The organism is Gemmatimonadota bacterium (genome assembly GCA_009838645.1).
GTDB lineage: Bacteria > JAAXHH01 > JAAXHH01 > JAAXHH01 > JAAXHH01 > JAAXHH01.
In genome coordinates this window covers 25,665-45,178 of record VXRC01000017.1, presented here as the reverse complement: position 1 = coordinate 45,178, position 19,514 = coordinate 25,665, and the positions used below count along the sequence as shown (strand labels likewise).

16 protein-coding genes are annotated in these 19,514 nt (G+C 64.1%); 7 read left to right on the top strand and 9 right to left on the bottom strand.

The genetic code is table 11. From position 1 onward, the window contains the following. Positions 1-3: 3 nt before the first annotated feature. Genes F4Y38_04915 through F4Y38_04905 form a run of 3 tightly spaced genes read right to left on the bottom strand, consistent with a single transcriptional unit; the run spans position 4 to position 3,256 of the window. Complete coding sequence (locus F4Y38_04915) at positions 4-1,758, bottom strand: peptide ABC transporter substrate-binding protein (protein MXY48628.1); 1,755 nt, start codon at positions 1,756-1,758, stop codon at positions 4-6. Further along, complete coding sequence (locus tag F4Y38_04910) at positions 1,755-2,150, bottom strand: Rieske (2Fe-2S) protein (GenBank protein MXY48627.1); 396 nt, start codon at positions 2,148-2,150, stop codon at positions 1,755-1,757. The genes F4Y38_04915 and F4Y38_04910 overlap by 4 nt, the downstream gene beginning before the upstream one ends. Further along, positions 2,147-3,256, bottom strand: a complete 1,110-nt coding sequence (locus F4Y38_04905; GenBank protein MXY48626.1) for an amidohydrolase — start codon at positions 3,254-3,256, stop codon at positions 2,147-2,149. Before F4Y38_04905 ends, F4Y38_04910 begins: the two co-directional genes overlap by 4 nt. Positions 3,257-3,679: 423 nt before the next feature. Here F4Y38_04905 and F4Y38_04900 point away from each other — a divergent pair, with 423 nt between their 5' ends. Continuing rightward, complete coding sequence (locus F4Y38_04900) at positions 3,680-4,660, top strand: aldo/keto reductase (protein MXY48625.1); 981 nt, start codon at positions 3,680-3,682, stop codon at positions 4,658-4,660. Positions 4,661-4,663: 3 nt separating this feature from the next. Here F4Y38_04900 and F4Y38_04895 read toward each other — a convergent pair whose 3' ends face one another. Both F4Y38_04895 and F4Y38_04890 read right to left on the bottom strand, forming a co-directional pair. Further along, positions 4,664-5,995, bottom strand: coding sequence for an HlyC/CorC family transporter (locus F4Y38_04895; protein MXY48624.1), 1,332 nt, complete (start codon positions 5,993-5,995; stop codon positions 4,664-4,666). A 60-nt stretch (positions 5,996-6,055) separates the two neighbouring features. Beyond that, entirely contained in the window at positions 6,056-6,523 is a 468-nt protein-coding gene (locus F4Y38_04890) for an SRPBCC family protein (protein MXY48623.1), read from the bottom strand. Positions 6,524-6,755: 232 nt separating this feature from the next. On the opposite strand from F4Y38_04890, the gene F4Y38_04885 reads away from it, so the two are divergent. Then, complete coding sequence (locus F4Y38_04885; GenBank protein ID MXY48622.1) at positions 6,756-7,673, top strand: TIGR01777 family protein; 918 nt, start codon at positions 6,756-6,758, stop codon at positions 7,671-7,673. Positions 7,674-7,791: 118 nt separating this feature from the next. Further along, positions 7,792-9,450 carry an AbgT family transporter gene (locus F4Y38_04880; GenBank protein MXY48621.1) on the top strand — a complete coding sequence of 553 codons (1,659 nt, stop codon included), beginning with the start codon at positions 7,792-7,794 and terminating at the stop codon, positions 9,448-9,450. 96 nt (positions 9,451-9,546) lie between these two features. On the opposite strand, the gene F4Y38_04875 is transcribed toward F4Y38_04880, so the two are convergent. After that, on the bottom strand, positions 9,547-10,968 hold the full coding sequence (locus F4Y38_04875; protein ID MXY48620.1) for an amino acid permease: 1,422 nt from the start codon (positions 10,966-10,968) through the stop codon (positions 9,547-9,549). Positions 10,969-11,196: 228 nt separating this feature from the next. Here F4Y38_04875 and F4Y38_04870 point away from each other — a divergent pair, with 228 nt between their 5' ends. From F4Y38_04870 to F4Y38_04860, 3 genes are all read left to right on the top strand, one after another. Then, positions 11,197-11,997: a hypothetical protein gene (locus F4Y38_04870; protein ID MXY48619.1), complete on the top strand. Its 801-nt coding sequence runs from the start codon at positions 11,197-11,199 to the stop codon at positions 11,995-11,997. Next, positions 11,981-13,285, top strand: a complete 1,305-nt coding sequence (locus tag F4Y38_04865; protein MXY48618.1) for an NAD(P)/FAD-dependent oxidoreductase — start codon at positions 11,981-11,983, stop codon at positions 13,283-13,285. Before F4Y38_04870 ends, F4Y38_04865 begins: the two co-directional genes overlap by 17 nt. A gap of 122 nt (positions 13,286-13,407) precedes the next feature. Further along, positions 13,408-14,739 carry a 4Fe-4S binding protein gene (locus F4Y38_04860; GenBank protein MXY48617.1) on the top strand — a complete coding sequence of 444 codons (1,332 nt, stop codon included), beginning with the start codon at positions 13,408-13,410 and terminating at the stop codon, positions 14,737-14,739. A gap of 50 nt (positions 14,740-14,789) precedes the next feature. Here the strand turns inward: F4Y38_04860 and F4Y38_04855 are convergent, their stop codons facing one another. Together F4Y38_04855 and F4Y38_04850 are read right to left on the bottom strand one after the other, a co-directional pair. Next, a complete protein-coding gene (locus tag F4Y38_04855; protein ID MXY48616.1) occupies positions 14,790-15,695 on the bottom strand; it encodes an AEC family transporter in 906 nt (301 codons plus the stop codon). A 54-nt stretch (positions 15,696-15,749) separates the two neighbouring features. Continuing rightward, a complete protein-coding gene (locus tag F4Y38_04850) occupies positions 15,750-16,535 on the bottom strand; it encodes an SDR family oxidoreductase (protein ID MXY48615.1) in 786 nt (261 codons plus the stop codon). A gap of 284 nt (positions 16,536-16,819) precedes the next feature. Here F4Y38_04850 and F4Y38_04845 point away from each other — a divergent pair, with 284 nt between their 5' ends. Beyond that, positions 16,820-17,710, top strand: coding sequence for a diacylglycerol kinase family lipid kinase (locus F4Y38_04845; protein MXY48614.1), 891 nt, complete (start codon positions 16,820-16,822; stop codon positions 17,708-17,710). 30 nt (positions 17,711-17,740) lie between these two features. Here F4Y38_04845 and F4Y38_04840 read toward each other — a convergent pair whose 3' ends face one another. Then, the gene (locus F4Y38_04840; GenBank protein ID MXY48613.1) at positions 17,741-19,393 is read right to left on the bottom strand and encodes a peptide ABC transporter substrate-binding protein; all 1,653 of its coding nucleotides are present in this window, start codon (positions 19,391-19,393) and stop codon (positions 17,741-17,743) included. Positions 19,394-19,514 lie beyond the last annotated feature (121 nt).

The window sequence follows — 19,514 nt, the reverse complement described above, 5'->3', positions numbered from 1 at the left end:
CCTTTAACGGCCGGGTCCGAACAACCAGTGCCAGAGTCCCTTGCCCCGATCCCCGTCGGACCCGTCCCGAACGGCCTCCTCCGTGACGTACAACGTCGTCGACAGATTGAGATGCTTGTCGACACGAATCGCGTAACCACCCCGCTCGTTCCGCTCGAGGGCTTCGGTGCGAAGATAAGGCTTCCACAGCTCGTTGTGCTGACTGTGCCACAGGAACACGCCGGCCACGTCCTCGACCACGATGCGTTCGGCCTCCTCGTAGAGCGCTAAACGTCTTTCCGGGTTGCCGATCAGGTGATTAGCTTCCGCCATGACGGATTCGAAGCGCTGGTTGAACCAGGCATGGCGGCCCGTGGAAAGCCAGATACCGAGCAGATTGCTGGGATCCATGTAGTCGTACCCGTAGGGGATCATGGCGAAGGCGATGTCTCCCTGGTACATGGTTTCCATGAACAGTTTGGCCTCGGTGTTCTGCACGCCGATATCCAGGTTCAGATTGCGCTTCAGCATGGCCTGCACCGCCTGGGGCGCCTGTCCCCCCTGTAGATTGGTCCCCCTGATCCACATCACGGTCCGGGGAAACCCCCTGCCCTCCGGATAGCCGGCTTCCGCGAGCAGCCGTCGCGCCAGGTCCGGGTCGTACCGCTGAACCGGCGCGAGTGCCCCGGTACTGGCCGCGGGGAACCCTTCAGGCAGCATGGACACCGCGGGTACGGCGACCCCCAGCAGGGCGGACTCCACCAGCGCTTCGGTATCGATGGCGTGGCTGAAGGCCTGCCGCACCCGGAGATCGTCGAAGGGGGCCTTGAAGGTGTCCATCATCAGGTAGGTGGTCCCGAAGGCCGAATAGGTGACGAGCTGGTCCCTGAGCCCTGCATCGTGCTTAACGCGGTTGATTTCCGCCTGGTTCGACAGGGTCGCGTGGTCCACCGCGCCGGCCTCGTAGGACGACAGCATCGGCGGGGGTACCGCGGCGTTGAAGAGCTTCGAGACCACCTTTTCCAGGTAGGGTTTGTGGGGCCCCCGGTAGTGTGGATTCGGTACCATCACGATCCGGTCCAGCTTCGACCACTCCACCAGCCTGAAGGGACCGCTGCCCAGCAGCGTCTCCGGACGGGTCGACCAGCCCGGACCGTGTTTCTCGAACAGGTGCGAGGGCGTCACCCAGCTGAAGGTCAGGATCAGGGGCAGGTAGGGTGTGGGATCGTCGGTCGTAAACGCGACGGTGTGATCGTCCAGCGCGCTGACCCCCAGCGAATCGAGGGGCAGCCTGCCGGCAACGACGCTTCCCCAGTTCCTGATCGACCGATAGTACCACTCGAGATCGAATCCCGTGGCAGGGTCCGCCCACCGTTTGAAGGTGTCCTCGAAGTCGTAAGCGGTAAGGGGATAGCCATCGGCGAAGATCAGGTCGGGTTGGAGGTGAAACGTCCAGGTGAGCCCGTCCCCGGACACCTCCCAACGGGTCGCGGCCGCCGGCAGCAGGTTGTAGTCCCGGTCCATGCGTACCAGCGGTTCGTTGACCAGGGCGTAGTCGTGTCCGATCACCTGGTAGTGAGAGGTGGCCATGTCCAGGTAGCGGTTCTCGGCCTTGAAACTGGTGAAGACCTGGTACTCGGGCGGGGCCGCGTCGGGCGGCATCGGAATGCCGATGGAATTGGTGAAGGGCGCGGGCGGATCCGCGTCCGGCCAGGCTAATGCCGCCGTGCAGCCAATCAATGCCGCGGAGAGGAGCGCAATGGCAAACCGGACCGTCACGGGATGTTCCCTTCTTCCCTCGCAGGCGATTCCGGTCCATCCAGGTACAGGACCACTTTATCCGCTTCGATCTCCACCCGGTAGGTCTTGACACGCATGCGAGGATCGTAAAGCGCCTGGCCGGTTGCCAGGTCGAACTCCCACTGGTGCCAGGCGCACTTCAGGACCTGCTTCTCGTGATGTTCGACCGAGTATACCTCATCCGCCGTTACATGGGGCCTCAGGCGGCCGAGGCAGAGCGGACCGCCCTTGTGCGGACAACGGTTCCGCAGGGCGTAATACCGGCCGCCGACGTTGAACACGCCGATCCCGCCGCGCCCGCCCGCGGGGACGATGCGCCGTTCACCCGGCGGAAAGTCATCCACGGCGGATACCACGTAACGGCGGCTCATTCGCTGGGGTTTCCGTTTTCGTCCAGGCCGTACAGTTCCCGGGCCGTCTCCACGAACACCCGCCGCTTCAACTCCGCATCCACGCCGGGCAGTACCGAATCCGGTGACTCCCAGTCCCAGTGGGGATAGTCGCTCGCATAGACCAGGATCTCATCCGCATGCAGCCAGTCGAGGAAGGTCCTGAGGTCCTTCCGGGTCGGCGGCTGTTCCATGGGCTGGCATCCGAACCTTACGTGGTCCCGGATATATTCGCTGGGCGGCCGCTTGACCCACGGCGTGTAGTCGCGGACCGCCTTCCAGTCGGCGTCCATGTGCCACATGAGGCCGGGCACCCAGAAGGTGTCGTGTTCGATGAACAGGAATCTCAGACCGGGGAATTTCTCGAACGTGCCTTCGCAGATCAGGCTCGATACATGCGCCATGGCGATCTGGGGCCGGGCCATGCGCATCTCCAGGTAGTAGGAGGGATATCCGGCGGCCGTGGGCGCATTGGCAAAGCCGGCGCCCTCTACGCCGAAGTGCACGCACATGGGAAGCCGGCATTCCTGCGCAGCTTCGTAAATCGGGTCGTAGAACCGGTTCCCGAAAGGCATGCGCCCCCCGGCGGGCATGATGACCTGGAGCACCTCGGGACGACCGCCGATGCGTCGGATCTCCGCGGCCGCCTGCTTCGGATCGGACGGCGCGATGGCCACCGATGCCCGGAATCGCCCGTCCGACTTGATCCAGGTCTCCAGGGTCCAGTCATTGAAAGCCCGGCACATGGCGGCGCCGAAGTCGGCGTCCGGGTGGACGGCCGCGCCGTACACCGTTACTCCGGTCAACAGGGCGACGTCAATGCCGTATTCATCGAGATGGTGCCTGCGGGCCAGTTCGATGTTGCTGCTGGGATGGGTTTCGGTGTGTTCCCAGAGTTCGGCCCGGCAGCCGCCCTTGGGGAGATTGGTATACACTAGGCCGGGCATCATGGACCCGAAATCCTTCACATATTCCACGTAATGGCTGGGGAGAAAGGGGAAGAGATCATCGATTTCCACGACCCCGTGGTGCAGGTCGCAGTCGATGAGACCGATGGGCGATGGGGCTTTCGATTCGGTTTCAGTCATGATCTGGTGGCAGTTCGTCGGGAACCCGTAGGAGATCGATCTCGGCGAAAATCGATCCCGGCGAAAATCGAACCCGGCGAAAATCCGGGAAACGTGTTACTGCCATAGATACGCCGCCCCGGGGTCCTGTCAAGTTGATCATGCGGTCCGCACGCTGGCCGGACGCCGCGTAACCCGATCTGCGGGAGCGCTCATGACAGCACCGGACGTTCCGGTTCGAACGGACCGCGGGACCAGGGGCTGCCGGATAGGGGTCTCGGGACCTGGGCGGTCGGAGCACCAGGACGACGTGATTAAGATAGTGCTTTTTATTTATCGGCGAGACGCTACATTGCCATACCGTTTCATTCCTGCGACACATGCGCCTGCGGTGCAACCGGGGCGTTCCGGCCTTCAGCCGCGTCCGAAAACGGAGAGGAACTCATGGAATACCGGCAACTCGGCCGCTACGGCGTGCGCGTGTCCCCCATTTGTCTCGGTACGGCGTTCCGGGGCTTCTGGGCCGGCCGGACGGACGAGAAAACCTGCATACGCACGATCGAAACCGCGGTGGATCTCGGGATCAACTTCATCGACTGCGCGAACTTCTACTTCGGAGGCAGGTGCGAGGAAGTGCTGGGCAAGGCCCTGGCCGCCATGAAGGACAAGCGGGACAACCTGGTGATCACCAGCAAGGTCTGGAGCGAGATCGGACCGGGGCCGAACGACAAGGGCACCTCCCGCTACCATATCATGCGGGAGATCGACCGTTCGCTGAAGCGCCTGGGGCTGGATCATATCGATCTCTATCTCCTGCACCACTTCGATCCCGACACGCCCCTGGACGAGACCCTGGACGCCATGAACGACGTGGTGAGGCAGGGCAAGGCCCGGTATGTCGGCATGTGCAATTACACGGCCGCCCAGGTCGTCGAAGCGCTGTGGGTGGCCGACCGGCACGGCTTCGCGTCGCCGGTATGCCTGCAGAACCAGTACAACCTGATCCATCGAACCGGCGTGGAGACCGAACTGCTCGACCGGTGCCGCCGGCATGGACTGGGGATGATGACGTACAGCCCAATCGCCGTCGGCCTGCTTACGGGCCGGTGCAGACGGGGCGAGGATCCCCCCGCGGGTTCGGCCTGGGCGAAGGACGTCGATCGGTTCAGGAAGATCATGACCCCGGCCGTCGATGATCTCGTCGCCACCTTGATCGACGTGGCCGCGGAACTCGGTAGAACCCCCGCGCAGGTCGCCTTCGCGTGGATCCTGGACCATCCCGAGGTGACGGCCGCCATGACGGGGCCGGACCTGCCGGAACACGTGGAAGAGGTTTGCGGCGGAGCGGGTTGGCAACTGCCCCCCGAGATGCGAAGCAGACTGGACGAGGCTTCCTCTCCGGACCGGCTCGGCCGGGTTGAGTAGCGCTTACCCCTGACCGTTTCCCGCATTCGCATCCGCCGCATCGGGCATGCCGGCCATGCGGTCGATCCTGAGCCGCTGGACGCGGGTCGGCTCCACGCGCAGCGCCGTCATCAGGTGTGTGCCGGCGCGGACCTGTTCTCCCTGCCTGGGGATGTGGCCGAGCAGTTCGGTCATGACCCCGCCCGTGGTATCCGAAGTCAGTTCATCGGGCAGTTCCAGGCCGCAGGCGCGGACGACCTGGTCGACGGGGCAACTGGCATCGACCTCGAACCGGTGAGGTCCCGTCCGCACGATAAGCGGCGCTTCGCTGTCGAATTCATCCTGAATCGGGCCCACCAGTTCTTCCAGTACGTTCTCCAGCGTGATCATCCCGGAAACCGTTCCGAACTCGTCCACCAGGACGGCCAGTACGGAATTGCGCCGCTGGAACTCCAGGAGCAGCGCGTCGAGGCGGATGGTCTCGGGCAGGAACAGCGGTTCGCGGGCGATACTTTCCAGGGAGGCGAACTGGTCTTCGTCGTAAAGGCCCTTCATGAGGTCCTTGACGTGAATGATCCCGATGATCTGGTCCAGATCCTCGTCACAGAGCGGGAAGCGCGTGTGTCCGGATTCGGCCACGACGCGCAGTTTCTCTTCGGTGGGGTCGTTCTGGTTCACGAACACGATCTGGTTGCGGGGTAGCATGTAGCGCCGGGCCACCTTTTCCTCGAGGTCGAGCACGTTTTCCATGATCCGGCGTTCCCGACGGGAGACGTGCCCGCCGGCCACCATGCTGACCAGGGCGATGCGCAGTTCCGATTCGGTGAACGATTCCCCGTGCGCGTCGATCACCCGGATGCCCAGGCATCTAAGCATGAGATTCGCGCTTACGTTCAGCAGCCAGATGAAGGGCCTGAACACCCGGTAGAACACGACGAGGGGAATGCCGATGACCAGCGCCACCTGCCGGTACTTCTGCAGGGCGACGAACTTGGGCACGAGCTCGCCGGCCGTGATGAGCAGGAAAGTCATCACCACGAGAGCGAGCGGGATCGCGATGAGATGGGCGGTCGCCGCGGAAAAACCCAGTGACAGCACGAGCGGTTCCAGCAGGGCGGCCACCGTCCGTTCGCTGAACCAGCCCAGGCCCAGGCTTCCAAGCGTTACCCCCAGCTGGCACGAGGAAAGATAGGTGTCCAGGTTCTGCAGTATATTCCGGACGGTCTGCGCGATTCGGCTTCCATCCTGGACCATGACCTCGATTTCGGCCATCCGGATCTTGACCAGGGCGAATTCCGCGGCTACGAAGAAGCCGTTGAACGCGACCAGCAGAAGTACGATAATGAGGTCGTTCATGGTACCGGGGATTTACGGAGAGAAGTCAGTCTGTGTTGGTCGTTGGGAACGTATGAACCCTCAGCGAACGGGAGTACCGAATCTATCGGCGAGGGCTTCGCGCCGGTAGTCGAAAATGGCGTTGAGCTGGTTCTTCACGATCGCCGCATGTACCATACGGCCCAGCACACCAAATGGCAAGGCATAATGGACCAGGTCATCCATTTCCACTCCGCCCTCCACGGAACGCAGCCGGTGTTCATGGTGCCAGAACCTGTACGGACCCGATCGCTGTTCATCAATAAAGTAGCTAAGTGGTTCTGCCTGAGTGATTTCCGTGACCCAGTTAAAGTAGAACATCGAGTAGAGTCCGAGCCGGTACGTGATGAGGAGACCCGGGTACATGCGGTCCGGGAGATCGGAAGTCACGGTCAGCCGGACACCCGGAGAGGTCAGGTCGCGCAGGTGCTCGGGCCGGCACAGGAAATCCCAGGCGGCATCCAGGGATACGGGCAGGATCTGCGTGCGATGCAACCGGTAGACGTGCATGGGAATTCAGCGCTCCAGTCCGGGTTTCCCTTCCTGTCAATGCAGTCAAGGCGCGGCCGGTCCATGGCGTCTACGGGCGACCGGCACGGAACGCAACCGCGCTATCTGGATACTACGGGAATCGTCGAAGCGAGTCAAACCACATTAGCCGGGCTGGGAGGCCGGGCAGCCAGGTCGGGCGGTCTCCCCGGCCTTGACACCTTGCCGTGCCGGTTTTAACTTTCGCCACACTATGACCACACTCGTTACCGGCGGATCGGGGTTGATCGGCCGCCGGCTGATCCCCTGCCTCGAGCAGCGGGGCCATCGCGTCCTTCGCATGGTCCGGTCCAGGGACCTGGCCGGCGACAAGGCGGTCTATTGGTCCACCTCGGAAGGCGTCTTTGAATGGGACGAATCCGGTTCCATTGACGCCATTGTCCATCTGGCGGGCGAGTCGATCCTGGGACGGTGGACCGAGGCCAAGAAGGCTCGGATCCGGGACAGCCGCGTCGGCCCCACACGCAACCTGTGCACGTTTCTCGCCGGGATGGCGTCGCCGCCTTCGGTCCTGGTGTGCGCGTCGGCCACCGGTTATTACGGCCACCGAGGCGACGAACCGCTCGGGGAGGCGTCGCCGCCGGGGGACGGGTTTCTGCCGACGGTGAGCCGGAAGTGGGAAGCGGCGACGGAACCGGCCCGAGACGCCGGGATCCGCGTCGTCAACCTTCGCATCGGCATGGTGCTGACCCCGGAGGGTGGCGCGCTGGCCGCCATGCGTGCGCCCTTCCGGCTGGCTTTGGGCGGAAAGGTCGGGGACGGGCGCCAGTACATGAACTGGATCACCCGGGACGACCTGGTTTCCGTCATCCGTTACGCCCTGGAGTCGGATGTGCTGGCCGGTCCCGTGAACGCGGTTTCTCCGCAACCCGTCACCAACGCGGAATTTACCCGGACGCTGGGCCGGGTGCTGCATCGTCCGACCCCTTTTTCGGTACCCGCCTTCGCCGTCCGCCTGTTGTTCGGCCAAATGGGAAGCGACCTGCTGCTCTCGAGCGCGCGTGTCGTACCCGAACAGCTTTTGGAATCGGGTTTCCAGTTCGAACAAGGGGACCTGGAGGCTGCGCTGAACGACCTGTTGCGGGCGAAGTCTTCGAGATCCGCGCACTGAGCAGGCCGGACCGAATCACCATGATGGCGGCGCCTCCCGCGACGGCGGCGCCTCCCGCGACGGCGGCGCCTCCCGCCTCGGCGGTACCTCTCGCCACAATAAACGCCACGGAAGGGCCATGAATACCGATAATCGGCAACCACCCCCGCAGCAGCAACCGGCACCCGCGGGCGCAGCACCGGCGGGAGCGACACCCGCGGGCGCTGCACCTACAGGCGGATTCCTCGACGCCATCGAGCGGGTCGGGAACCGCCTGCCGGATCCCGCGACGCTCTTCCTGATCGGCGCACTGTTCATCATCGTCCTCTCCGACATCGCGGCCCGCGGCCAGTGGACCGTGGTCCAGCGCCTGCCGGAACAGGTGGTCCTGCCCGACGGTTCGACCGGCGTGGAATGGCACGAGACGGGGGAGACTTTCAGGTCCACCAGCCTGCTTTCCCGAGACGGGCTCTTCTGGGTCGTGGCCAACATGGTGGAGAACTTCATGCGGTTTCCGCCTCTCGGCGTCGTGCTGGTCGGGATGCTGGGCATCGGCGTGGCGGAGCGGACAGGCATGATCGGCGCCCTGCTCAAGGCGTTCATGCTGGCGGTCCCGGGCCGGTTGCTGACCCCGGCCATGGTCTTCATCGGCATCATGTCGTCCATGACGCTCGACGCCGGATACGTCATACTTCCACCCCTCGCGGCCGCGCTGTACAAGGCGGTTGGCCGGTCGCCGCTGGCCGGACTTGCCGCCGTATTCGCGGGGGTGTCCGCGGGATTCAACGCCAACCTTTTCGTGACGGGCCTGGATCCACTGCTGGCCGGCCTGTCCACGGCCGGGGCGCAGACGATCGACGCGGCCTACCAGGTCGCTGCCACGTGCAACTGGTATTTCATGATCGTGTCGACGGTCGTCATGACCCTGGCGGGATGGCTCGTCACGGCCTGGTTCGTCGAGCGGCGCCTGGCGGGCAAGCCGCCCGAGGAAGGCGGCCCCGCGCCCGCGTCGTCTGACGGTCCGGAAGAACACGCCCTGACCGCCGTGGAGAAGCGGGGCATGGCCCGGGCGTCCCTGGCGTTCCTGGCGGTACTTTCGGCCATCGTGTTCATGATCCTGTGGCCCGGCGCTCCGCTGCACGGCACCGGCAGTCTGTTCGACCGGTGGGTGGAGGCCATCGTACCCCTGCTGCTTTTCTGTTTCATCCTGCCCGGCATCGTGTACGGGATCTCGGTAGGCGCTATCAAGAGCGACAAGGACGCGGCCCGGCTGCTCATCGAAACGATCGCCACCATGGCCCCGATCATCGTCCTGGCCTTCTTCGCCGCCCAGTTCATCGCCTACTTCCAGTATTCGGGACTCGGCCAGATGCTGGCGATGGCCGGCGGCCAGGCCCTCGGCCAGGCGCAGATGCCGGCGTGGATGCTGATGATCGCCTTTATCCTCGTCACGCTGGCGTTCAATTTGCTGATTGGCTCCATGTCCGCCAAGTACGCCCTATTCGCGCCGATCTTCATCCCCATGTTCATGATGGTGGGCATCAGTCCCGAGCTGACACAGGCGGCCTACCGGATCGGCGACTCCGTAAGCAACATCATCACGCCCCTGAACCCCTACCTGGTGATCATCTTGGTCTTCATGCGCCAGTTCGTGCCCAGGGGGGGCATGGGGACGCTGATCACCACGATGCTTCCCTACACTGTGGTATTCGCCGTCATCTGGACGGTTCTCCTCGTGGCCTGGATGGCGATGGGCATCCCCCTCGGACCCGCGGGCGGACTGGTCTACATACCCTGATTGGCGGTCCAGTCGAGGAAACCCAGTCGAGGCAGACCTGTCTGACAGGAGAACACGATTGACGCCCGCAGGCCAGCCAGTCACGGACGGACCGGCCTAGCTGTCTGTTGCTGACGGCGCAGGCGTGCGACGTCGCAGGAACAGGTAGGCGGGGACACCCAGGGCGGTCAGCGCGAGACCCGCGATGGATTCGACGGGCGTCTCGAAGAGCATGTTGGCGAGAATACCGGCGGAACCGGCGATGAACAGCAGGGGGACGACCGGGTAGCCCCAGGCGCGGTAGGGCCTGGGCAGGTCGGGCCGTTTCCTGCGAAGCGTGAATACCGCGGCGGCGCCGGCGATCCACAGCATTAGATTGGCGAAGGTGACGAAGGTGATCAGGTCTTCGAAGGTGCCACTCAGGGTGAGCACGCAGGCCCAGGCCGCCTGAAACACCACCGCCGGCCCCGGCGTGCGGAACCTGGGATGGACCGATCCCGCCCGCCTGAAGAACAGCCCGTCCCTCGCCATGGCGAAATAGACGCGGGGGCCCACCAGGACGGTGGCGTTCAGCGCGCCGACGATGGACACGATGACGGCGGCCGACAGCAGTACGGCGCCGGTTTCACCGAAGAGCACGTTGGCGGCCGCTTCCCCTACCCGGACGACCCCGGCCATTTCCCCCACCGGTAAAGCTTTCAGGTAGATGTAGTTCACCAGCAGGTAGACGATGGTGACGGTCGCGGTGCCCATGACGAGGGCCCGCGGCAGATTCCGTCCGGGCTGCCTGACTTCGCCGGCGACGAAGGTGACCTCCTCCCAGCCGGCAAAGGCCCAGGACACGGCGATCAGGGCGACGCCGAAGGCGACCACCAACTGCCCGAAGTCGATCCCCTGCGCGTTGATTCGAAAGTCGATCGGCTGATCGGACCCTGTCCAAAGCCCGAACAGGATGAACAACCCTAGCGCGGCGACCTTGATCACCGAGGAAACGTTTGTGATGTACTTGCTGAAGTTTACGCCGCGGTAGTTCACCACCGTGAGCAGGAGGACGAGGAAGAGCGCGGAGAGGTGCCCGGCGGAAAGGGCGTACGGAAAGGTCCAGCCGGGCAGAGCGATTTCGGTTTCGAAGAATACCTTGGTCATCCCGATCGCGGGGATGAAGTAGCCCGCGTATTCGGCGAATCCCACGCCAAGGGCGGCGATGATGCCCGTCAGGTACATGGTGAAAGATACCCAGCCGAACAGGAATCCGCAGAACGGGCCGTAGGCTTCCCGGAGGTACACGTACTGGCCGCCTGCACGGGGCATGGCGGCTCCGAGTTCACCGTAGGCCAGCGCGCCGGCTAGGGCGTGCAGGCCGCCGAACAGCCAGGCCAGGAGAATGAGCGACGCGGATGGTATGCCCCGGGCCATCAGGCCGGTCGTGAGGAAGATCCCCGATCCGATCACGATGCCGATGATGATCATCGTCGTGTCGAAAAGGCCAAGCTGGCGGACCAGGCCAGTCTTTTCTTTTTGCTCGCTCGGAATTGCCATATATTGAGGGTAGAAGTCGTTCCGCCGGGCAGCCGCATCCGGCAGGTGCGGTTATCGCCGGCACAGGCATAGAGAAGTCGAAAACGAACGTCCATTTTACCGGTACGGCCCGCCGAAGTCAAGGCGGGACTGACTGGGCAGGTTCAGGCACGGCCAGGCACGACCAGGCACGGCCAGGCACGGGCGGACGCAACCGGGCGAGACCGCAAAGCGGAAAGGAACCCCGAGGTGAACGATTCGGCGCTGGACTTCATCGACTCGACGACCTACCCTATTCACCAGCCCGGATCGGCCGCATACCGCACGCTGGTCGCCAAGTGCAGGGACGACCTGGCGGCCCAGAGCGCCTGCCTGCTGCCCGGCTTCGTCACGGAGGAAGCGCGGGTGCGCATGGTGGCCGAGGTGGACCGCGCCGCCCCGGACGCCTTTCCGTGCCGAAGACCCCATAACGTCTACCTGGAAGAACACGACGACGCCTTTCCGCCCGACCACCCGCGGCGGAGGCCCCAGGCCACGGAGCTGGATTCGGTCGCCTTCGACCAGTTCCGCCCCTCCGACGGTCTGCCCCGGCTGTACGCCTGGGATCCGCTTCTGTCCTTTGTCGCCGATGTACTCGACAAGGAGCACTACTACCGGATGGCGGACCCGCTGGCCGCGCTGACCGTAAACGTGATGCGAGAGGGCCAGAATCACGGCTGGCACTTCGACGAATCCGAGGCGACGACCACCCTGATGCTGCAGGCGCCCGAAGCGGGCGGTGTTTTCGAGTACGCCCCGGACGTACGTCCCGCGGACGGAGACGGCTACGAGATCGTGGACCAGGTGCTGCGTGGCAGCTACCCCGACATTCGTACGCTCGCGGTGAAACCCGGCACGCTCATCCTCTTCGTTGGCTACCGGTCCATGCACCGGGTGACTCCCGTCGAGGGTCCGGTAACCCGGTACGTCGCCGCGTTCTGCTATAAGGACCGGCCCAATGTCCGCAACAGCCGGGAGGTACAGAAACTGTTCTATGGGCGAACGGCCTGACGGAGGTGGACCATTGCACACCGTGATCGTTGGGAACGGCGTAACCGGCGTAACGGCCGCCACGCGGCTCAGGCAGCTTCAGCCGGACTGGAAGATCACGCTGGTATCGGGTGAATCGGCCTTCCACTACTCCCGCCCCGCCCTCATGTACATCTTCATGGGGCACATGACCTACGAGGCGACGAAACCCTTCGAGGACCGTTTCTGGCGCGACCAGCGCCTGGACCTCGTCAGGGACTGGGTCACCGGCATCGATATCGAGGACAAGCAGCTGGTGCTGCACCGGAACGGTCGGCTGCCCTATGACCGATTGTTGATCGCCACCGGCGCCAAGTCCAACAAGTTTGGCTGGCTGGGGCAGGACCTCGAGGGCGTTCAGGGCCTGTACAACCTGAAAGACCTGCGCCAGCTCTACAAGAACGCGGAGCAGGCCCGTCAAGCGGTCATCGTCGGCGGCGGGCTGATCGGCATCGAACTGGCCGAGATGCTCCATTCGAGGCACATCCACGTCACCTTTCTCATCCGCGAGTCGTCCTACTGGTGCAACATCCTGCCCATGGAGGAGTCGGGCATGATCAACCGGTTGATCGAGGAGCAGGGCATCGGCCTGATCCGGGAGACCAACCTGAAGGAGATCGTGGACGACGGCTCGGGCAGGGTCGAAGCGGTCGTCACCGAGTTCGACGACCGGATCGACTGCCAGCTCGTCGGCCTGACGCCGGGCGTATCGCCCAATACGGACCTGGTCAAGTCGACCCCCATCGAAACCGGCCGGGGCGTCCTCGTCGACCATTCCTTCCGCACCAATATCCCCGACATCTACGCCGCCGGAGACTGCGCGGAAATCGTCAGCCGGAACGGAGGCCGCAACCTGATCCAGCAGGTCTGGTATACGGGAAAGAAACAGGGCAAGGCGGCCGGTGAGGTGCTGGCCGGGGAGGATACGGCATACGATCCGGGGATCTGGTTCAATTCGGCCAAGTTCTTCGACCTGGAATACCAGACCTACGGCATGATACTGAGCACACCACAGCCCGGCGAGCAGCACCTGTACTGGGAACATCCCTCCCACCGCCACGCCGTCCGCGTCGTCGGCGTCGACGGCTGCATCAAGGCCTTCAATTTCATGGGAATACGCGCCCGCCACGAGGTGTGCGAACGCTGGATCGCCGAGCGGCGCACCGTGGAGTACGTCCTGGACCACCTGGAAGAAGCCAACTTCGATCCGGAATTTTTCGTCCGCCACGAGACGGAAATCGTTCGCTCGTTAAAGGAGCAACTCGCATGAGCACACCGCCCGCTGGAACGACGTTGATCGACCCGGAGACCATCGCGTACTTCTACGACGAAGAGGCCGACGGATTCGGTGAACCCGCCTCCGCGGCCGAGGCGCCCAGGAACCCGGGCCTGATGGTCTCCGCCGGCGTGATCGGACTGGGTTTCCTCGCACTCGCCGTCTCCCTGCTCGGCAGTATGCCCCTCGCCGGCGCCTGGACGCCCTTCCTGCTCTCCTTCGGCCTGTTGTCGGCCGGTACGATCGGTTACGCCTGGTTCGCCTACAAGGACACCGTGCCCGGTATCAAGCACGACGGTATCATGTTCGGAAACACCACGCACCGCGGCGCGATCGCCTGGGCGCTGGGCATCGCGCTCACCGGATTCTACGTCGTGCTGTATTGGTGGCCCGAATACCTGGCGCGCGCCATCGCGCTCGTCGAGCCGCTCTCGCTGGTCCTGTCGGGGCAACCGGCGAACCAGTGGTTTCTCTACGGGTTTCTCTACACCATGGCCGTGGTGCTCTTCGGTTTCCGCATGTTCATGCGGTACCGCCACAACCGCTACCACATCATCCGGACCATTTCGGTCATGTTCTTTCAATTGGTGCTGGCCTTCATACTGCCCCATTTACTCCGCGCCCTGAACGAACCGGAGTTCTATTTCAGCTACTTCTGGCCGCTGAAGTACGACTACCTGTTCCCCGGCACCGTGGACTACCTCGTCAACAGTCCGGGCGCCCTGGGCTCTTTCATGGTGTTCTGGGGCGCGGTCTGCTCCTTCATCGCCACGCCTGTGCTGACCTATTACTACGGCAAGCGGTGGTATTGCTCATGGGTATGCGGATGCGGCGGACTCGCCGAGACCCTCGGCGATCCCTGGCGGCACCTGACGCCCAAGTCGACCGTGTCGTGGAAGATCGAACGGGCGATCATCTATGCCGTGCTCCTGCTGATCATCCTGACGACGGCCGTGCTCTGGGTGAGCAGCACGTCCGAAGGCGCGCTGAGCAGCATTTCCGCCCCACTGCAGCAATGGTACGGTTTCTACATCGGCGCGGTCTTCGCGGGCGTCATCGGCGTGGGGTTCTATCCCGTCCTCGGAAACCGGGTCTGGTGCCGTTTCGGCTGCCCGATGGCCGCGGTGCTCGGTATCATCCAGCGCTTCTTCTCCCGCTTCCGCATCACGACCAACGGCGGCCAGTGCATGTCCTGCGGCAACTGCACCACCTATTGCGAAATGGGGATCGACGTGCGGGCCTACGCCGAGCGCGGAGAGAACATCGTCCGGTCTTCCTGCGTGGGATGCGGGGTCTGCTCGGCCGTGTGTCCCCGCGGCGTGCTCAAGCTCGAGAACGGCACGTCCCACGATGACCGGTACCCGGGGTCCGACAAACCGCTGGGTGCTCTCTCAACGGCCGTCAGCAAGGGCGCCCGGGTGTACGGCGACCGCGACGGATACGTCTGAGGCGGAGACATCCTACGACCGGCCGGCGTGCTCACCGGCCCGGCCGGCACTCACCTGACCAGGAAGATCACCACCGCGACCGTGAAGATGCTGCAGACAGTGGACAGGAACACGGCGTTGGCCGCGAAGTCCTCCCTGCTGCCGAATTCCAGGGCGATCAGCACGGTGTTGATCGCGGTGGGATAGCTGGTGGACACCACCAGGATCGGGGCGATCCTGGGATCGATGTCCAGCAGAAGCACGAGTCCGTAGCCGATCAGAGGGGAAATCACCAGGCGGCATACCAGGGAGGCCAGGCTGGCCTGCCACGCCTGCGTGATGCGGGTCCGGGCCAGCTGCATGCCCAGGGTGACCAGGGCCATGGGAACGAGCGCCTCGGCCAGGTATTCGATGGGAAGCCAGACGAAGCCGGGGAGTTGCAGGCCGAAGTTCCGGATGGCGAAGGCCAGGATCAGCGCGTATACGAAAGGCATCTTGAAGGACTGCAGGAACGCCTTCCGGGCTGAAATGTGGCCGACCGAGACGAAGAACAGCCCCAGGGTGAACACGAGAAAGTTCTGGACGGCCAGGACGATGGACTGCACGGCCAGGCCCAGCGTGGGAAAGGCCAGTTCGCTGGCCGGAAAGCCGTAATTGCCGCTGTTGTAGTACATGACCGACAGGCTGAAGGCCTGCTTCATGTCCTTCCGGTACCGCATGATCAGGGAGCCGGCCAGGCTCAAGACATAGAGCGCGACCAGCATGAGCAGGCAGAACACGCTCGTGTCCCAGACGAAATCGGCGGAGAGTTCGGACTGGGTAAGGGATACGACGAGGGTCGCGGGCATGACCAGGTACAGCAGGACCCGCGTCAGGGCCTGCATGTCGAAATGCCATTTCTTCTGAAACAGGTAGCCGAGGGAGATGAGGACGAAAATCGGGGCGATGATGTCGAGCAGGATGTTCAGGAATGGCATCGGGTCGCCGGGGATGGGATTCGGATGAACTAGCGTGGGTGCGTTGTACGGCTGTCAGCCCCCGAAGGGATCGAAGCGGCCGTCCGCCGCCGTCCACCCTCCGTCGACGAACATGACGGAACCGGTGGTGTAGGAACTGGCGTCCGAAGCCAGGTAGAGGACGGCACCCGCGATTTCTTCGGGCCTGGCCCATCGCCGGAGCATCGTCTTGTCGGCGTACGCGCCGTACCACTCCGGATGCTGCTTGATCTGGGCGGTCAGCGGTGTGTCCACCACGCCCGGGGCAATGGCGTTGGCCCGCACGCCCCGGTCGGCGAGTTCGGCCGCCAGCGCGCGGATCATGAGCACCACGCCGGACTTAGTCGCGGCGTAGACGCCCTGGCCGGGCTCTACGACCTGTGATCGAATACTCGAGAAGACGATGATACTGCCCCCGCTCTTCTCGGACATGGACCGGGCGACTTCGCGCACCAGGCGGAAGGTGCCTTTCAGGTTGAGGTCGACGACCCGGTCGTACTCCTCGTCGGTGTACTCGAGGAGCGGTTTGCGTATGTTGACGCCGGGCGTGCTGACGAGGACGTCCGGGGGAGCAATCCGGTCGAGCACGCGCTGAATTTGACCCGTATCTCGCATGTCCAGCGTTACCGCTTCGGCCGAGCCGCCGTCCTTGCGAATCTCCGCCAGGACGGATTCTGCCGCCACCTGCCGCACGTCCGCGCAGACCACGTGGGCGCCGAACTGGGCCAGGCACCGGGCCGAACTGCGGCCGATGCCGCTACCGCCGCCGACGACCAGCGCGTTTCGGCCGGTCAAATCGAAGAGCCTTCTGTAGTCAGTCATACCGTGGTCCGGATGATGGACGATTTCGATCTTGTTCGGTGTAGGTCCTTGCGCGATATACGTCCTTGCGACCTTCAATCCGGTGGGTTGCATTGGCTTTGTCCGGCCAGCCCACTATCTTAGGACGGGGGCCTGCCCCTGTCAAGATGTTCGGTCCGGGGACCCGACGGGCGCTACCAGGCTCCGGCCGGGCGCTTCCGGGCTCCGGCCGGGCGCATCCGGGTCCAGGGATGTGTTGCGCCGCGCGCGGGGTCGGCGCAGTCGACTTCGTCTGGAGAAAGTAAATGACCGGTAAGACGCTTATCGTCGCGAACCCGACATCGGGCAGCGGACGCGGTATGAGATACGCGGAGCGGGTGCGGGACCTGTTGGCCGCAAACCATGCGGACGTCGAGATCCGCCCTACCTCGGCCCGGGGCGAGGCGGAAGCATTCGCGGCGGAAGCGGTGCAGGAGGGGTATGCCTGCGTGGCCGCCTGCGGGGGCGACGGAACCGTCCACGAGGTGGTGAACGGGCTGGCCGGAACGGACGTCGCGCTCGGCATCCTGCCCTGCGGACGCGGCAACGATTTCGCCCGGGCGATGGAGATACCGTCCCCGCCCGAAAAGGCCGCATCCGTCCTGCAGCAGGGCTATGTCCGTCCCTTCGACCTGGGCAAGGTGAACGACCGGTACTTCGCGACGGTGGTGACGCTGGGATTCGATTCGGAGGTGGCCAGGCTGGTGTACGAAGGGCAGGTTCCGTTCAAGGGCACGGCGGCCTATCTCTGGGGCCTGGCGCGCATGCTTCGCGTCTATCGCGGCGTGGCCCTGCGCATGACCGGAGACTTCGGCACCATCGACCAGACGGTCCTGCTCGCGGCCACCGGGAATACCAGCACGTACGGCGGCGGGATCAGGATCGTGCCGAACGCCAGCCCGGTGGACGGTGCCCTCGACATCTGCCTCGTTCGCATGATGAGCGCGGGCCGCATCCTGCGCGTGTTTCCCCGGGTATACTGGGGCGGACACCTGACCCACCCCGACATCTTTTCCTACAGGACGGGCCGTCTGAGCATGGAAACGGAGCGGCCGGTCGTACTGTTCGCCGACGGCGAGCCCGCAGGCGAGACTCCCGCGGAGATCATCGCGGTGCCCGGCGCGTTGCGGGTCGCCTGTCCGGTTCCCTCGGTCTGAACGGTGAACGGTATTCGGTGTTACTCTCCCCTACTCCCGTGTCTTGTATAGCCGGGAATACATGAGGGCGCCCACGATCCCGTCGTAATCCCTGGAATAGCCCTTGAGGCTGGACTTGCGGAGCTGAAGCGTCAGGGGATGGAAGACGAAGGCGGCGGCGTAGTCCCCCACGAGTATCTCCTCCGCCTGCCTGTAGAGGTCCGTTCGCATGGCCGGGTCCAGTGCGGCCCCGGCTCTCTCGACCAGCGCGTCGAATTCGGGCCGTGCCCAGTCGTGCCGTCCCGCGCCTTTCGGCTGGGAGTGCCACGTCATGTCGAGCATGTTGCGTGGATCCATGTAATCGGCGACGAACCGGAGAAAGCCGAAGTCCATTTCCCAGTTGTACAGCTTGCTCATGTAGGCCGTCCGGTCGAGCGTACGAACGGTGACGTTGACCCCCAGGTGTTCCATCAGCATGCTTTGAATGGCCTCGCCGGCCATCTTCATGGACGGCGTCGGCGCGCGCAACCACATTTCCTGTCTCGGAAACCCCCTGCCGTTCGGATAGCCGGCCTCACGCATCAGCGCCTTCGCGCGGGCCGGATCGAATGCCTGGTACGGTTTCATCGCGTCGCCGTTGTATTCCTTGAAGTCGGGCGGCATCATGGAATAGGCCGGCGCCGCCGCGCCCCTGAGGACGACCCGGCAAATCGCGTCCCGGTCCAGCGCCCGGGCGAAGGCTTCTCTCACGCGGATGTCGTCGAAGGGCGGCTCCGCTACCTTGAAGAACAGGTACCAGGTCGTTCTTCCCGGCGTCTTCACGAGTTCCCGGCTCAGTACGGGATGCCGTTCTATCCGGTCCATGTCGTTGATATCGACCGTCTCCACGTCCACCTCGTTGTTCTCATAGGCCAGGACGGTCTGTGCCGCCGCGTAGCGGAATGGATGGATGACCTTTTCCAGCAGGGGCTTGTGGGGGCCGTTGTACATGGGATCGGGGACGAAGGTCATGTGGCTGCCCGTGGCCCACTCGGCCATCCTGAAACCGGAGTTCGACACGATATTGTCGACCTCGGTCCACTTCCGTCCGTGTTTTTCCACGGCCCAGCGCGGCGCCGGGTACGCCAGTCCGAAGGATACCACGTGGGGGAAATGGGGCGCGCCGCGCTCCATTTCCACCTGGAGTGTGAGATCGTCGACGGCGCGGACCCCGAGCCGGGTCAGGTCGGTGATCTCTCCGAGGCTGATGGCCTTCGCGTTCCTTATGTCGTAGTAGAAGAAGGCGTAGGGATTGGCGTTGGCCGGATCCAGCATCCGTCTGAAAGCAAAGACGAAGTCGTGGGCCGTTACGGGCCTGCCGTCGCTCCACCGGGCGCCGGGCCGCAGGTGGAACGTCCATTCCATGGCGTCGTCGGAGACGTCATAGTGGGTGGCGGCGCCTGGAATGGGCTGCCAGAGTTCGTCCCGGATGAGCAGGGTCTCGAAGGGGAGGAGCGTGGATTCCCCGTCGTACAGATTGATCTGGATGTCGAGGCTGCGCGGTTCCGGGCTCATCACCCGGAATACCTGCCGGTCGGGCGGCGCCGCGTCGGCCGGAAGCGCGACGCCGACGGAATTCGTGTACTGGGCATGGGAAACACCGGCCGGCGCCAGGATGGCCGCGGCCAGCAGCAGGACGGAAAGTACGGAAAGTACCTTGTGCATGGGATTCCGGGGTTAGCTGATTCTGAGTCGTCTGTACCGTCGATGAGCGGTCAATATAGGCCCGCCGGCGAAGGCAGGTCAAGAGATTGTCCGTCGTCCTGTATTTGCTTGACATCCGCCA